This window comes from Paenibacillus amylolyticus (assembly GCF_001570725.1).
Lineage (GTDB): Bacteria > Bacillota > Bacilli > Paenibacillales > Paenibacillaceae > Paenibacillus > Paenibacillus amylolyticus_A.
Window position 1 is genome coordinate 140523 of sequence record NZ_BCNV01000005.1, and the last position, 16280, is coordinate 156802.

The 16280-nt window shown below is 46.5% G+C and carries 13 protein-coding genes; 10 read left to right on the plus strand and 3 right to left on the minus strand.

The genetic code is table 11. The annotated features are described in order from the left end of the window. Positions 1-40: 40 nt before the first annotated feature. A complete protein-coding gene (locus tag PAHA3_RS20695; RefSeq protein ID WP_062836589.1) occupies positions 41-772 on the minus strand; it encodes a glycosyltransferase in 732 nt (243 codons plus the stop codon). Positions 773-1455: 683 nt separating this feature from the next. On the opposite strand from PAHA3_RS20695, the gene PAHA3_RS20700 reads away from it, so the two are divergent. Both PAHA3_RS20700 and PAHA3_RS20705 read left to right on the plus strand, forming a co-directional pair. Next, positions 1456-2916 carry a rhamnogalacturonan lyase B N-terminal domain-containing protein gene (locus tag PAHA3_RS20700; RefSeq protein ID WP_235599517.1) on the plus strand — a complete coding sequence of 487 codons (1461 nt, stop codon included), beginning with the start codon at positions 1456-1458 and terminating at the stop codon, positions 2914-2916. Positions 2917-3131: 215 nt separating this feature from the next. Then, positions 3132-4082 (plus strand): SMI1/KNR4 family protein, encoded by a 951-nt coding sequence (locus PAHA3_RS20705; protein WP_062836591.1) that lies wholly within the window; start codon positions 3132-3134, stop codon positions 4080-4082. Between the two features lie 183 nt (positions 4083-4265). Here the strand turns inward: PAHA3_RS20705 and PAHA3_RS20710 are convergent, their stop codons facing one another. Beyond that, the gene (locus PAHA3_RS20710; RefSeq protein WP_062836592.1) at positions 4266-4763 is read right to left on the minus strand and encodes a DinB family protein; all 498 of its coding nucleotides are present in this window, start codon (positions 4761-4763) and stop codon (positions 4266-4268) included. Between the two features lie 174 nt (positions 4764-4937). On the opposite strand from PAHA3_RS20710, the gene PAHA3_RS20715 reads away from it, so the two are divergent. The 8 genes from PAHA3_RS20715 (at position 4938) to PAHA3_RS20750 (ending at position 15570) form a co-directional block, all read left to right on the plus strand. Next, complete coding sequence (locus tag PAHA3_RS20715) at positions 4938-6095, plus strand: response regulator (RefSeq protein WP_062836593.1); 1158 nt, start codon at positions 4938-4940, stop codon at positions 6093-6095. Positions 6096-6098: 3 nt separating this feature from the next. Next, positions 6099-9236, plus strand: coding sequence for a hybrid sensor histidine kinase/response regulator (locus PAHA3_RS20720; protein WP_062836594.1), 3138 nt, complete (start codon positions 6099-6101; stop codon positions 9234-9236). A gap of 157 nt (positions 9237-9393) precedes the next feature. Next, the gene (locus tag PAHA3_RS20725) at positions 9394-10725 is read left to right on the plus strand and encodes a sensor histidine kinase (RefSeq protein ID WP_235599518.1); all 1332 of its coding nucleotides are present in this window, start codon (positions 9394-9396) and stop codon (positions 10723-10725) included. After that, positions 10697-11590, plus strand: coding sequence for a response regulator (locus tag PAHA3_RS20730; RefSeq protein WP_062836596.1), 894 nt, complete (start codon positions 10697-10699; stop codon positions 11588-11590). The genes PAHA3_RS20725 and PAHA3_RS20730 overlap by 29 nt, the downstream gene beginning before the upstream one ends. A 440-nt stretch (positions 11591-12030) precedes the next feature. Beyond that, complete coding sequence (locus PAHA3_RS20735; RefSeq protein WP_062836597.1) at positions 12031-12828, plus strand: transporter substrate-binding domain-containing protein; 798 nt, start codon at positions 12031-12033, stop codon at positions 12826-12828. Positions 12829-12845: 17 nt separating this feature from the next. Next, positions 12846-13502, plus strand: coding sequence for an amino acid ABC transporter permease (locus PAHA3_RS20740; protein WP_062836598.1), 657 nt, complete (start codon positions 12846-12848; stop codon positions 13500-13502). Further along, entirely contained in the window at positions 13499-14221 is a 723-nt protein-coding gene (locus tag PAHA3_RS20745) for an amino acid ABC transporter ATP-binding protein (protein WP_062836599.1), read from the plus strand. Before PAHA3_RS20740 ends, PAHA3_RS20745 begins: the two co-directional genes overlap by 4 nt. A 218-nt stretch (positions 14222-14439) precedes the next feature. After that, positions 14440-15570: an SGNH/GDSL hydrolase family protein gene (locus tag PAHA3_RS20750; protein WP_062836600.1), complete on the plus strand. Its 1131-nt coding sequence runs from the start codon at positions 14440-14442 to the stop codon at positions 15568-15570. 116 nt (positions 15571-15686) lie between these two features. On the opposite strand, the gene PAHA3_RS20755 is transcribed toward PAHA3_RS20750, so the two are convergent. Continuing rightward, positions 15687-16253 carry a dihydrofolate reductase family protein gene (locus tag PAHA3_RS20755; protein WP_371327945.1) on the minus strand — a complete coding sequence of 189 codons (567 nt, stop codon included), beginning with the start codon at positions 16251-16253 and terminating at the stop codon, positions 15687-15689. Positions 16254-16280: the final 27 nt, after the last annotated feature.

Here is a 16280-nt window from a genome sequence, read left to right on the forward strand (position 1 = left end):
GAATGCTGCTCTTTTTGAGATTAATTTGTTGTTAACGGGGTCAGCCTTTTGGTTTCTTCTGCACATATTTCTTGTAATTCGTAACAGAAGGTATTTTTCGGCTTTGAGATATGAGTTCTCTATCGCTAATGATCCAAGTATGGTTGGATGAGTTTCGCCTGCGAATGGCAACAAAATTATTTTTTCCAGCAGAATATACGCGATAACCCTTTCGTTTACTTCTAATGCAAAATAGATCGTCCTCACCGACGCTTTGATTCGGGAACGGGACTTGGTTTACTACCTTGCGTTTAAAAACAAGCGTTGCGCCAGGGATTAGGGTCACCGGTCGATGTTCATCATGAGGAGAACGAAGGATAAACGTCTTAGATCCGCGCAAATACATGTAATGAGCCTTCTTGCCAATGACATCGGCATTGGTTCTTTGGAAGGTCTGCATACTTTCCTTCAAATAGTAAGGTGCGTAATAATCATCATCGTCAAACTTGGCAATATAGTTGTATTTCGTCTTCTTGATAGCATAATTTAGACAGGCACCGAGGGAAGTGCGTTCTGGAAGACGATAGACGTGTACGTTTGAAAGTTTTTTGGCTAGACTTAGATATGGAGTAAGGGGAATGTTATTGTTATTGACAATAATGATAAGTTCTTTCCTGGCGTGGATCTGTCGACTGTAGTTATTGAACAAGTTTTTTATATAGCTTTGACGTTTCGTACAGGCAATAACAGAAACCCCCTGCTTTTGGATAGCGCCACGTGGCTTAGCTCCCATTTCAATTACACCCCTTGTCCGTTAATATCAAAACTAGTTCTCTATAAAATATGTAAACGGAAAATAAGAGGAACGGCATATCTCCAAAATGAAGAATTGGCACAAAAACTTTTCAATGTACCCGTATGCGGGTACGATAACGACGCATCTAAACGAACATTGGAGAGTGCAGGAATGGGAATGAAAACCAGACTTCTTCATGTTGAAGTAAATTTTGTTTTTAGATTTTGCTATCGGATATACGAGCCGTTTTTCATTGCAAGTATATGTAATATAATGGTATTATTTTATTGGAATTGTAAGAATACTTGTATTTAGAAGAGTGATTTAAGAAGGGGGTGGCGAGATCAGGTTTACATGATGTGATGACTCTATTCTATACGCACACAGACATAACATTTCAGTGACTATGGACATGCCCGCATAGCAGACATATCGATATGAGACGGAAGTGTCAGTTGTTATATATCATTATGTAAGCGCTTTATTAAATGAGTTCCAAGGAGGGATTTACTCATGACCAAAAGTATAGTGAGAAAGGCGCTTGGTTTGTTTTTAATCATCGTTATGATCGCAACAGCTGTTGTATACCCTGCATCTACCGGACACGCGGCAACCATATTAATGTGACCGATAACGGCTCCAGAATTGAAGTAAACACCGGGTCAGGATTAGTCTATGTGGTGAACAAAACCAATGGAGATATTATCTCAGCCAAAATGAACGGTACGGAGCTGAACAGCAATAGAGGATCACATATCGGCTCAGGTTTGGGCTCCTCCGCCAATGTGACGTGGAATACTTCTCCTTCAGGATCAACCGTGTTAATCACGGTATCCACAAGCACACTGACTCACTATTATGCTTCGCGTGGTGGCGAGAATATCATATACATGGCAACGCATATCACGGCTCAACCTTCGATCGGGGAGCTGCGGTACATTTTCCGTGGTAATGGTAGTGTGTTGACGGGTGTTCCGGCCAATTCAAATAATCGGGGCAACACAGGGGCGATCGAGAGTCAGGATGTGTTCGGGTTTGCAAATGGACAGTCGGCCTCCAAATATTATGGAAATGATCAGGCCAAAGACTTATCCGTTCGTGGAGTTACGGGTAATGGTGTCGGTGTATTTATGGCCTACGGGAATCGGGAGAAAAGCTCTGGTGTTCCATTCTTCCGCGACATCCAGTTCCAAAGTGGAACAGAGACGGAAGTATATAACTACATGAACTCGGGACATGCACAGACGGAGAATTGGCGTCTGGGTCTGCATGGGCCGTACGCTTTGATCTTCACAACGGGAGGTACGCCAAGTGTACCCGATTTCAGCTGGATGTCTGGTCTGAATCTGCAGGGTTGGGTATCCAGTCGGGGGAACGTAGTGCTTAACGGCCTCTCCGGGATGGATACAGGATATGCTTACACAATTGGGTTCGCTAATAGCAATGCCCAGTATTGGGTGGGGACGTCTTCAAGTGGGGCGGCAGCCAAATACAGCATGATCCCGGGCACGTACACCATGACAGCTTATAAGGGAGAACTGGCCGTATATACGGAAACGGTTAATGTCACGGCAGGGCAAACGACGACATTGAATACACGTACGATTAACAATGACCCGAGTCAAGCCTCAAGCATCTGGCGAATCGGTAACTGGGATGGTACACCACGGGAGTTCCTGAATGGACAGACGATTCCGATTCGTCACCCGTCCGATAGTCGCAACCCAAGCTGGGGACCGGTTAGTTACGCTACAGGAAGTGCGACCAATCGATTCCCGGCAATTCAGTTCCGTGGTCAGAATTCTCCAACCACAATAACGTTTAACTTGAATGCATCTCAAGCGGCATCTTCTCATATGCTCAATATCGGGATTACCGCAGCCTACAATAATGGCAGACCGAGTGTAACGGTTAATGGACATGCATTAACTAATCCTGCCGCGTCTTCACAGCCCAATTCTCGTAGCTTCACCATTGGTACCTATCGTGGTAACAACACAACCTTTAGCTGGAATGTTCCAGCATCCTACTTTGTGAATGGTTCCAATACCATCACGATTACGCCGATCAGTGGTTCCAGTGACTTGGGTAACTGGTTGAGTGCAGGTTGGGTCTACGATTGTGTTGAGCTGCTGAATTGAGTTAAGAATTCAAATGTTGTACAAGAAATAAATGAGGTAGCCTGCCTGGTTTTCATAACCGGGTTCAGGTTACCTTTTTTAGTTTCGGTATTGGAAATGATAAGATATCGATTCATAATATGTCTAAGAATCTTACGTTACTGGAGATGGTAATCCGGATAGTGGTATAATTTTCAATACGTAATCATGAGTGAATGAACGGGGAGGCCAAAGGAATGAGAGACGATCTGTTGGTTCAATTGCAAGAGTGGCATGAAGAAGATGAATTTCAGGAAATTGTAGATGCAATTCAAGCGATTCCTGTGGAAGAAAGGGACTATGAGCTGGTTAACCATTTGGGACGAGCGCTAAATAACCTGGAACGGTATGAAGAAGCGGTTGAACAATTCCTGACGGTTGCTAAAGAGGGCACGGGTGACCCACTCTGGCATTACCGGATTGGACTGGCTTATTATTATCTGGAGCAATATGCGCATGCGCTGCAAGCGTTCGAAAGAGCGGATGAATTAGATCCTGAAGACGAAGATACGTTGGAGTTTCTGGAATGGATTCGAAGCAAAATGGAGGAGCCGTCCGAGTCTGAACCTGAAGTTGAAACGGATCCAGAGGCTAGTGAAGAATTCCGTGTACCCGTTGACGTTGTAGCGACCCTTCCAACGGTTCCCAGACCAGAATCCGGCGAATTCTGGAACGATAGTGAACAGGCCCTGGAACAATATGTGTCCAACTCGCCGAGTGATGGTCTCATTGACTCTGTCGAGGAGCAATTGGTGTTCCGACTTCCTGCCTCCTACATTGAGATGATGAAGCTACATAATGGTGGTATTCCGTACAATCGTTATTTCTCTGTAGCGAATACAGATACAGGAGCTACGGATTATGTTGAAATTGAAGGCATACTGGGCATTGGCCGTGAGAAGCCTCGCACATTAGCCGGTGCACAAGGTAGCTGGACTTTGATTGAACGTGAAGGCTATCCTGAGATTGGTGTAGTCATCGCAGTATCTCCTTCGGATTCGGGGGTTGTCATGCTTGATTATCGTTCATTCGGTAATGATGGAGAACCCGAGGTGGTCTATGTGAAAAGGGAGAATCCCAAAGAAACCATTCCGCTGGCACCGAACTTTGAGACGTTTATCCAAGGATTAATGACCCCGGAGGTCTAGAACCTTATGGACGATAGCACGTTAAGATATATGGATGGAGCAAAGTATGTATCGTATCGGTGTGTTGACACACCTCTATACTAGCTTTATCTAGACAATGTACAGTATGGTAAAAACAATACAAGCCGCGAGGGATAGACATTCCCTTGCGGCTTGCTTTCGTTCTACCGGAATCTTCTCTGTTTACGCCGGGAACCCGCCACCTGGAGGTGGCCATGCGCCGTAGAAGCGGCGAAGCAGAACAATCTCGCCTAGATGATACGAGTTGTGGGATGCGATATTGCGCAGGAGTCCTGCCTTGGTTTCCCCTGGGAAATAGAGCAGTGCATCATCCAATTGTGCCGTTTCCGCAATAGCTACGGCTTGATCAACCCCATCCAAGAATGCCTGAATATCCGCCTGCCACGTGGCTTTGTCCTGTGGACCTTTCTCTTCAGGCCAGCTCTCGCTCACGTTAGCAGGGAGCTGCGGCTTACGTCCTTCCAAGTGCTCGAGCATGAACTGCTGCCAGTAATGCATGTGCTTCACCAACTGATAGATCGTATATGGCATAGCATCGTGCGTACGAGCAGCAAGTGTGATATCAATATCGGGTAGAGCACGAGCGATGCGGATATGACCGCGTTCGCCCACTAATGATTTGACAAGAGCTTGCCCAAAGCTATGATTAGCATCTGACATAGGGAACCTTCCTCTCTTCCAGACCGGATCTGTTAACCTGTCTTCTATTAAGTATTATACAATTAAATTGCTAGAAATTAAAAATGGATAACCAAGAACCCTAAATACTTAAAATTCCTATGATATAATAGTGGAAATAAATCTCAAGACCTCAGGGTCGAGGAGGAAGCTCCGGTGAAAGTGATATTGGTTGACGACGAACGTCTAGCGTTGATAGGCCTTCAAAAATCACTAGAAAAAGAAGTAAGCGGCATCGAAATTATCGCTACATATATGAATCCGACAGAGGCCATGGCAGGTATTGTGGAGAACCGTCCTGATGTTGTATTTCTGGATATTCATATGCCGGAGATGGATGGAATGGATCTGGGAAGACAGATTCAGGCAGCAACACCGGGCACCGAGATTATATTTGTGACCAGTTATGACCAATATGCGGTGCATGCCTTCGAGCTGCAGGCCTTGGACTATGTGATGAAACCCATACAAAAGGATCGATTGAAGCAGACGGTGAGCCGAGTCCGGGAGAAACTGAGCGTAAAACGCGAGCAGCGGTCAAAGGATACGAACGTACCTCTAATTTGCAGTTTCAATCAGATTCAGTTTAAGCTTCCGGGCAAGGATATCCAGGTTGCCAAATGGCGCACAAGCAAGGCGCAGGAGCTATTTGCCTATTTACTTCACCACCGGAATCAGACGATTCATCGCAGTGTGTTGCTGGAGATGTTGTGGCCTGAATTGGAAGAGGACAAGACGGTACATCAGCTTTATACCGCAATGTATCATGTCCGCCAAACCCTGAAAGCATGCAACATGGATATGATCACGATTCAGAGTGGACACTTGGAAGCCGGCTATCGGCTCGAATTGGGTGAAGCTCAGTTGGATAGTGAGCAGTGGGAACAAGAGATCAGACAATGGAAAGTCGTGGACGCCAGTACCATTGATGCCTATGAGCAAGCGCTTCATCTTTACAAGGGCACGTATCTTGGCAATTACGAATACATGTGGGCTGAGCCCGAACGGGAAAGATTACGCTACCTGTGGCTGTATCATATGAGACAACTAAGTCTGTATTACCAGCAACAGGGGCTGGGTGAGAAAGTGATTGAGAGCACGCGGCGTATCCAGCAGATGCTTCCGGATGAGGAAGAAAGTTATTTTATTTTAATGAAACTATACAACGAAATGAACAATGATCTCGGTGTGGAGGAGCAGTATCGTCTCTTAACCACCAGAATGGAGCAAGATTTGGAGATACCGATCAGTGAAAACATTAGCGAATGGTATCAGGACTGGAAGCTCGGGTTAACCAAAGTCATGAAAACATAAATAATGAAATCACTTCAAACGAAACCTGTAAACCGTTACAAATATATGATCATCATGCTGATCATTTTTGGCGTATTGATTGGCATGCGCTCGGCATGGACCGAGCTATTCTACACAGCAGATGAGCATCGCGCCGTTAATGGGGTGCTTGATTTGAGAGGTGTGCATCTGGATCAATCCCCGGTCATGTACTTGAATGGGGAATGGGAACTTTACCCGGATGAGTTGCTGACCCAACAAGATATTGCGAAGAGGAATGGCGGTGCGAAGCGTGTTCAGGTCCCAGGAGACTGGGGGAGTGCACAGAATCAGGAACAAGAGAGTTCGTATGGTTACGGAACATATCGATTGCGCATTTTGACAGATCCGCTTCAGACGCCGGTTACCTTCTGGTTCAAGGGAATTCGAAGTTCATCCGAGATTGAGATGAATGGAGTCTCCGACGGGGGAATGGGTACGGTCTCTATGGATAGCAGTACCTATACACCCAGAAGCACTTCATATACAGCGACCTACGATCAGGAAGGAACAACCTCCATTGAATTACTGATCCGTGTAGCCAATTACGACAGCCCGTATATGGGCGGAATTAGCAAACCTGTTCGCTTTGGTTCACAGGCAGCTGTTGATTTTTCGCGATGGTACTCCATTGGTTTTCAGATGGTTACCTTTCTAATTCTGATTCTTCACGGTATGTATGCCTGTATTCTCTACGCATTTAATCCACAGGAACGTTCCTTGCTGGTTGGAACCATGTTAACTGTATCTGTTGGCGTCGCGGTTATGATAGGTCATGATAATATATTGATGTTATGGCTTCCGATTAATTATACCTGGGGCATTAAAATTCGATTGATCTCATTGTTGTTGCAAAATGCTTGTATCCTTCTGTTATTCCAGAGATTAACGATGGTTCATGTGCGAAAGGCATGGCTTCAGTTACATGTGCTCATTACCTTGATCTATACTGCCATAATCGTGGTGGTGCCCATTCATATTACATATGCCATGATCCATTACAATGTCATTAACGTATTCTTTCTTGTATCCATGATCTGGTTTCTATACATCGTCGGAACGATGATCTTCAGGAAACAGGGGGACCGGGATATTGTGTTTCTGCTGCTTACCGCAGGAGGTATTACATCCAATCTGTTATGGAGTGTGGCCGAGACGGCCAGAGATGTGACAACCGTCTATTATCCAATTGATATTATTTTTGCGATTACCGGCTTCTCCGCCTATTGGTTCAAGAAGTACTTCAGGAATGCCAGTGAGAATATGAAACTGAATATAGAACTGCAGAAGGGTGACAAAATTAAAGATCAGTTCCTGGCGAATACATCCCATGAACTGAGGACTCCGCTGCACGGAATCATTAACATCGCCCATAACGTCGTTACCAGAGAGAAGAGCAGGCTGGATGAACGGAGCCTGGAGGATATGGAACTGCTCATCACGATCGGTCGACGGATGTCCCATCTGCTTGGCGATCTACTGGATGTAGTCCGGCTGAAGGAGCATCGCATTGTGCTGCGCCAGGTTCCTCTTTCAATACAGTCAGTAGTGCCTGGTATTATCGCCATGCTGCAATTCATGGCAGAACGGAAACCGGTCCACCTGCATATGGAGATTCCGGAGTCCTTCCCTCAGGTTATGGTTGATGAAGAAAGACTCGTTCAGATTTTGTATAATCTGCTGCACAACGCGCTCAAACATACAGAGGAAGGAACGATCTCCGTAAGTGCCGAGATTCGTGAAGGACATGCTCTGATTCATGTGACGGATACAGGCATTGGCATGGATGAAGACACGCGGATGCGCATTTTTCTTCCGTATGAACAAGGGTCGTATGGCATAAGTGATGGACAAGGCATCGGGCTTGGACTAACTATCTGCAAACAACTCGTAGAACTGCATGGTGGGGCACTAACGGTTCACTCGGAACTTGGAAAAGGCTCCGTGTTCAGCTTCGATCTGCCGCTCGCGCATGAAACAACCCACCAGGCTGAGTCGCAGCTTCCCCTGATTTGGGAGCAGGCCATGGAGATGATGGAAGATGCTCCTGGCGGATTCCTGTTACCTCGCTCTGGGATGGACGTCATGGAAACTTCGGCGACAGCGGAGATGGCTCCGTTGTTAAAAGAGGGGAGAGCCACCATTCTGGCTGTGGATGATGATCCGGTGAATCTGGATGTGTTGGTCAGTATTCTCTCGACGGAGCCATACGATATAACTACAGCACGTTCGGGGCAGGAAGCGATGGAATTGCTCGGCACACGTCAGTGGGATCTGCTCATTACAGATGTGATGATGCCTAATATGTCCGGCTATGAGTTAACCCAGAAGGTACGGGAACAATTCTCGATGTCTGAGCTTCCTGTACTGCTGTTGACTGCACGAAGTCAGCCGCCTGATATCTACACGGGTTTCGCGTCGGGCGCGAATGATTATGTCACGAAGCCTGTAGATGCGTTGGAGTTGAAGTATCGGATACGAGCATTGACCATGTTGAATCAGTCCATTCAAGAGCGCCTGCGCATGGAGGCTGCCTATTTGCAGGCACAGATTCAGCCCCACTTCCTGTTCAATACGCTGAATTCACTTATGGTCCTAAGTGATATTGATACAGAGCATATGCGGAAGCTTGGTGAAGCTTTTTCATCCTATCTGCGGATCAGCTTCAACTATCTCAATACAGGGGAACTGGTGAAATTATCATACGAGCTGGAACTCGTGGAAGCCTATCTTTTTATTGAGAAAACGAGATTTGAAGATCGATTGTCGGTGGTATTAAACGTAGAGCCAGACCTTCCGTTGCTTCTCCCGCCGCTATCGATTCAGCCCTTGATCGAAAATGCCGTAAGACATGGGTTATTAAGCCGAAGTGTGGGTGGGACGGTATGCCTGTCTATTACTCGCCATGAGGGTTATACCCGTATTGAGGTGAAGGATAATGGCAAAGGCATCGAACCGGAGAAGGTTGCAGAGCTGTTACATGCTACGCCAGGCGGAAAGGGCGGCATAGGCATTGTGAATACGAACCGCAGATTGCTGCAACGGTATGGTCAAGGATTATCGATCGTAAGTGAACCGGGTGAGGGAACGATGGTGTCATTTGATATTCCGGATGAGGTATAAGGAAAAGGCCGCAGAAGTGAAGACTTCCGGCCTTTTTTGTTGTGCTTGCGTGTTCATTCCCTAATTTTAATTATTTCTAATGCTTGTTTCATATGTTAGTATATTTAACATTAGAAGCGTGGATTCCGGTAGTGGGCGCTAAACGTTGTTATAGTGGGTGAAGAGATCGATGCGCAATTGGGTCAAAAATGAGAATGTGCAGATGACGGCCATTGCCTTTGCCACAGCGGTAGGGGCACAATTCAAGATTAATCCGTTCCGGGAAGACTACTTCCGAATCGGGCTAGGGGTCAGTATCCTTTTATTTCTGTTGATGATCATGCCGCATCTGTCTTATGTGAAGACAGGAATCCTGACAGGCATCGCGAATTTGCTGTTCCAGTCTGCAGATCTCATCAATCATGTACAGACCGTGTCCATTCTGGAAAGCATGCGGGACAATTTGGGAGCAGGCGTGTATTACGTGGTCTTTGCTTATGGGCTTAGCAAGTTCAGGCATCGATTCCATGAGATGCAGCCTCTTCTGCTCGGCGGTTTAATCACATGTATCGATTTCTCCTCTAATCTTGTTGAGCTGCTGCTTCGCGGAATGTTAAGCGGGACCAATATCTTTTATATGAAGGAATGGTTGTATCTACTTGTGGTAGGTGGTCTGCGAAGTTACTTCGTCATTGGGCTCTACAACAGCTTTGCGGTGAGGCAGATGCGGCTCTTGCATGCAGAGCAGGAGAAGCGGATAGAACAGATGCTGAATGTAAACTCCGGTCTGTATGGCGAGGTGTTTTACCTGAAGAAAGCGATGAATACGATTGAAGGCATTACGGCAGACAGCTATGATCTATATCGTGATCTCCGGGAGCAGGACTTGAACCAATACAGTCAGCGTACGCTGGGCATCGCTCAGCAGATTCATGAAGTGAAGAAGGATTCACAACGTATTCTGGCGGGTCTGCTGAAGCTGTATGATAATGAAAAAGCAGTCAACATGAGCTTATCTGAAGTGCTGAACTTTGCCAGCAAAGCAAACCGAAAATACAGCGAGATGCTGCATAAGCAGGTCGAGATCGATATTGAGCAACAATATGATTGTGAATCTCCGTATTACATTCCGCTCCTAACGGTAATGAACAACCTGATTGCCAATGCGGTGGAGGCGATTGAGCATGATGGGACGATCCGAATTCGTGTATATGAGCAGGAAGATGACGTGCATTTCGTCGTTACAGATAATGGAAAAGGCGTACCCGAAGCCAAACGGGATGTTATTTTTGAACCGGGCTATACAACGAAGTTCAATGAAGTCGGCATTGCCGCGACGGGTATTGGCCTGTCCCATGTACGTGATATCGTTCAGTCGTTGGCGGGACAGATTACGGTGGAATCGGCGCCTGCGGGAGCGAAAGGCACTACATTTGGTATAGCAATTCCCAAGATGAATCTAATAAAGGGGGCCGATGTCAATGACACTTTCTATCATGATCGTGGATGATGATGTGGTAAGCCGGAGCATGCTGCATGATATCATTGAATCCTGTGGAATCGGCGAGCTTGCAGGCATGGCAGAGGGCGGCATAGAAGGCGCGCGGATGATCATGGATCTGCGTCCCGATGTGGTGCTGATTGATCTGTTGATGCCGGATCAGGACGGAATTGAGACCGTAGCGAAGCTGAGGCAGAGCGGATATACCGGGAAATTCATCATGATCTCTCAGGTGGAGAATAAGGAGATGGTAGGGGCGGCCTACCAGAACGGAATTGAATTCTTTATTCATAAACCGATTAATCGGGTGGAAGTGGAGCATGTGCTCAGCAAAGTGAATGAACAGTGGAAGTATGAACGTTACGTGCTGGAGATCAAGCAGTCGATGGCCCGATTGAATCTGGTGGAAGCGCCGGCCCCTGCCCAAGGTCGTACGGTGCGAGATGCGGCAAGAAGCATTCTGATGGATCTGGGGATCATCGGAGAAAGTGGCAGCAAGGATATTGTGGCCCTTATGGAGTATGCTATTGATCAGAAGCGAGCCGGGGAGTGGCCGCCGTTGAAGGAGTCGTACGAAGCGGTGGCCCAGACGTACAAGTCTACGCCCAAAGACGTGGAGAAAGAGAGCAAGGCGATGGAACAACGCATTCGCAGAACGGTGATTGCCGCGCTGACGAATATGGCCTCGATTGGACTCAACGATTATAGCAACCACAAGTTTGAGCATTATGCGCCCCTCTACTTTGACTTCCAGGATGTACGGATGAAGATGAGAGCCATGGAAGAAGATCAGGCAGGCGACAAAGGCAAGGTGAATATCAAAAAGTTCCTGCATGTGTTCTACATGGAGACGATTGAAAAAATGAATAATTAAATAATTGAGATATGCTATCTCTTATCCAAAAGCCGAATTCCCGAAGGCAACACCTTCATGGATTCTCGGCTTTTTTTGTTTATCACTCTATTTATTGTTATATAACCTTACATTAAATATTAAAATCGGACTTTTTATTAGCACTTTTTGCGCATTCATCTATCAAAAAAACATTTTGTGTTAATTTAATTTTCATGAGTTGTAATTAATTTTTGTAGGATCATGTAAGTTGGCGTAGGGAGCGAACTACAATACGTACATGAATAGCATTTTGCATAAACCCGGCGAGCGTCTTTCAATCAGAAAGATATAGATCGAAATGATTCAATTCGTCTATATCTTATACCCGGAAGCGAGTTTGATTCGAATTATGCAAAATGCTGAAATACAAACGGTCGATTCGGTCGATCCCAATCTAATTCGGAAAAGGGGTTTTTTCTATGAAAAAGGTAGCATCCATTGTAATGGCGTCCGTTCTTGCTCTAACACTTAGTGCCTGCGGTGCAGCAAAGTCCGGTGAAGAGAGTAATGCACCATCGGCAAGTGGTTCAGCTGTTGAGAAATATACATTTGGTACCGATGCAACGTATCCCCCTTTTGAGTTTCAGAAGGACGGCAAATATGTAGGAATCGATATTGATCTCATGAACGCGATTGCGGAAGAAGAGGGCTTTGAAGTAGAGATCAAACCGATGGACTTCAAAGGTATTATTCCAGCCATCACGGCGAATCAGCTGGACGGAGCCATTGCAGGCATTAGCATTACGGACGAACGTAAAAAAGTCGTCGACTTCTCGGAACCGTACTATCAGGCCGGTCTGTCCTTAATCGTACATGAAGATAACGCGGACATCCTAAGTCCTGAAGATTTAAAAGGAAAAATTATTGCGATTAAAAAAGGAACCTCAGGTGCCAATCTTGCAGATGAATATGCGAAAACCTATGGGGCAACCGTGAAATATTTTGATGACAGCCCATCGATGTATCAGGAAGTTGCGAACAAAAACGCAGATGCTACGCTGGAGGATTTCCCCGTCATCTCCTATAAGATTGCCATTGACCCGAATGCCAAGCTCAAGATCGTTGGAGACCGATTGAACGGTGACTTCTACGGCATTGCTGTTGCCAAAGGCGATGCAGAGTTGCAGAAGAAGATCAATGATGGACTGAAGAAATTACAGGAAAACGGTAAGTATGATGAGATTGTCGGCAACTATCTGGGAACAACGGCTAAATAGAAGGGAATGTGGTACGGATGGACTCCTCCTTGCAAGTCATAATAGATGCACTGCCTCTTCTGTTAGAGGGTACAGTAGTTACGTTGAAACTAGTCGTAATCTCGCTCATCATTGCGATGGTGATCGGATTGATCTCAGGTCTGATGAGTACTTCTTTGAATCGATTGTTGCGGCTGGTAGCTACGCTTTACGTGGATATCATCCGTGGCACACCCCTTCTGGTGCAGGTATATTTCATCTACTTCGGGCTGCCAGTATTTCTGGATATGCGGATTCCGGCGATGACCGCAGGCATTATTGCAATTAGTCTGAATGCCGGAGCTTACATCTCGGAGATTTTCCGAGCAGGGATTAATTCAATTAGCAACGGGCAGCATGAGGCGGCACGATCCTTGGGTTTAAGTCGTTTCCAAACGATGAGGCTGATCGTGTTACCTCAGGCAACCCGGCGCATGATTCCTACCTTTGTAAACCAGTTCATTATTACGATCAAAGATACATCGCTGCTATCGGCGATAGGTATCGCAGAATTGACACAAAGCGGGGAAATTATTATTTCCTCCAACTTCCGGGCATTCGAAATCTGGGGTGTGGTGGGTATATTCTACCTGATCATCATTGTTCTGTTGTCTCGGGCTTCCCGATTCATTGAAAGGAGGTATGCGATCCGATGATTACCGTACAGAATCTGAAAAAGCAGTTTGGTGCCAATGAGGTGCTGAAGGATATCTCCACAACGATTCAGGAGAAAGAAGTCGTATGCGTCATCGGACCTTCCGGGTCTGGTAAAAGTACCTTCTTACGCTGCCTTAATCTGCTGGAGGATGTGACGTCTGGAAAGGTGACGATCGGTGATGTCGAGGTCACTTCACCCAAGACAGATATCGATCAGCTGAGAACCAATGTGGGCATGGTGTTCCAACAATTTAACCTTTTCCCGCATCTAACCGTGTTGGAGAATATCATGCTCGCACCGAAGTATATCAAGAAACTGAGTAAGGCCGAGAATGAGAAAAAATCAATGGAACTGCTTGGCAAGGTCGGGCTATCGCAGAAGAGGGATGCGTATCCCGAGCAGTTGTCAGGTGGACAACAACAGCGTGTAGCCATCGCACGTGCACTCGCCATGAACCCGAGTGTGATGCTGTTCGATGAGCCTACGTCTGCACTCGACCCGGAGATGGTTGGAGAAGTGCTGCAAGTTATGAAAGACCTCGCTCACGAGGGAATTACGATGATTGTCGTTACGCATGAGATGGGCTTCGCCCGTGAGGTGGCGGATCGGGTGATCTTTATGGACGGCGGATATATTGTGGAGGAAGGCACGCCAGAAGAGCTCTTTCAGAATACCCAGCATGAGCGGACCAAGGCGTTTCTGGGTAAGGTTTTATAACGATACTGGATCAAAAAAAGAACTAAAAAAATCCCCTATGGGCGGGCGATGCATCAAGCACATCTGATATGATGGACTTGAGCACGACTCGCTTGCAGGGGATTTTTGGTGCTGTGCGTAATACATAATAAGATAGATGTAGCACGACGAACATGTTATCGATACAAAGGAAAGCGCTTAATAACTACTTTTCATGAATCGTTGAGGGGGAATGAAGGATGAGCGTACAAGCGAATACCGGGTTAAAGATCTATGACTTAACGGAACTGCCTTATCTCAAGGTGCATGGCAGAACAACTGGAGAGTTATCGCCGCTGACGTTATTTTGGACGGGGAGTGCAGTCGAACTCAATGTGCAGAGCTCCGAACTTTGGGTTGAGGTGGAGTCTGGATATGATATATATGAATCATGGATTAGCATTCTGATTAACGGTGTTTCGGTGAGCCGGCAGATGATAACGGCGGGAAGGTACTGGATCTGTGTATTCCGGGGCATGAACACGAATGTGGTGAAGAATGTACGGATCGTTAAAGATGTTCAAGCGATGAGTGGTGATCCGGGCTGTTCCTTGCAGTTTCATGCGGTGAAATCGGATGGAGCATTCCTCCCTGTGCAGGAAAAACCCTACAAGGTCGAGTTTATCGGTGACAGTATTACATCTGGTGAAGGTGCGATTGGTGCTAAAGCAGAGGAAGATTGGATTCCGATGTGGTTCAGCGCCATACATAATTATACGTTTATGACAGCAGAGGTATTGAATGCAGAATACCGGGTCATCTCGCAAAGTGGCTGGGGTGTGCTGACAAGTTGGGATAATAATCCGAAGGGGAACATTCCCGATTATTACGAACAGGTCTGTGGTCTGCTTGCTGGTGAACGTAACGAAGCGTTAGGCGCAGGAGATCAGCATGATTTTGGTTCGTGGCAGCCGGATGTGGTGGTTGTGAACCTGGGCAGCAATGATGGGGGTGCATTTCAGTCACCTGAGTGGAAAGATCCCGACACTGGCAAGGTGTACAAGCAGCGGATGAACGAGGACGGAACGTATCATGAAGAGGATCTGGCCGCTTTTGAGAAAGCGGTGGAACAGTACCTGTTCAAACTTCGGAAAAACAATCCGGCGGCACATCTCGTATGGGCTTATGGCATGCTTGGTTTTCCCATGATGCCAGCCATCTACCGTGCGGTTGATGCGCATATGAAGGGGACAGGGGACCGTAAGGTCTCAATCATCCAACTTCCGGATACAACGGAAGAAACGGTAGGGGCGCGCACCCACCCAGGCGAATTATCTCACCGTAGGACGGCAGATGTGTTAGCGGAATATCTACGAGGATTGATAGGATAACTTGATACATGGTAATGGAAAGACCACTCTTTCATGAACGGTACCCCAATGGTAGATCGTGTCTAAATTTATGGAGTCCCTTCATCATAAGAATGGTCTTTCCCTTTTCTGCTCATCTAGACATTCGGGGGTGTGTCCGCTGTGCCACTGTTTTGAACCTCATAACGAATTGAAATGATCTGTCCGAGCGTCTGGGTTTGGATCATTTTGAATTGGCTTGGCACCGTGCCTGCCGGGAATAAAGGGATGCCTTCACCAAGAATTTTCGGAATGATGGCGACTTCAATCTCATCCAGTAATTTTTTGGCTAACACAGCTTGAACCAATATGCCGCCACCCACAATCCACACGTCTCCATCAGAAGTCTGTTTTAATTGGGGAATGAGCGTATCTACCGTCTCGGTTGTAAACTGTACATGCGGACCGGGAGGCTGTTCCGAGCGGGAAAGCACATACGTTGGGCGATCCGCATAAGGGAATTCTTCAGACAGTGTGAGCACCTCTTCATACGTATAACGTCCCATAACGACGCTACCAATCGTTTCATAAAAGGCAGCATACCCGTTGTCTCCGCCATCACCCTCCACATCGAATAACCAATCCACCGAACCATCTAGTCTTGCGATATATCCATCCAAACTCATGGCAATGTACAAAATTGTTTTGATATCAGACATGTTCATCGCTCCCTTCTAGAATATATGATACAC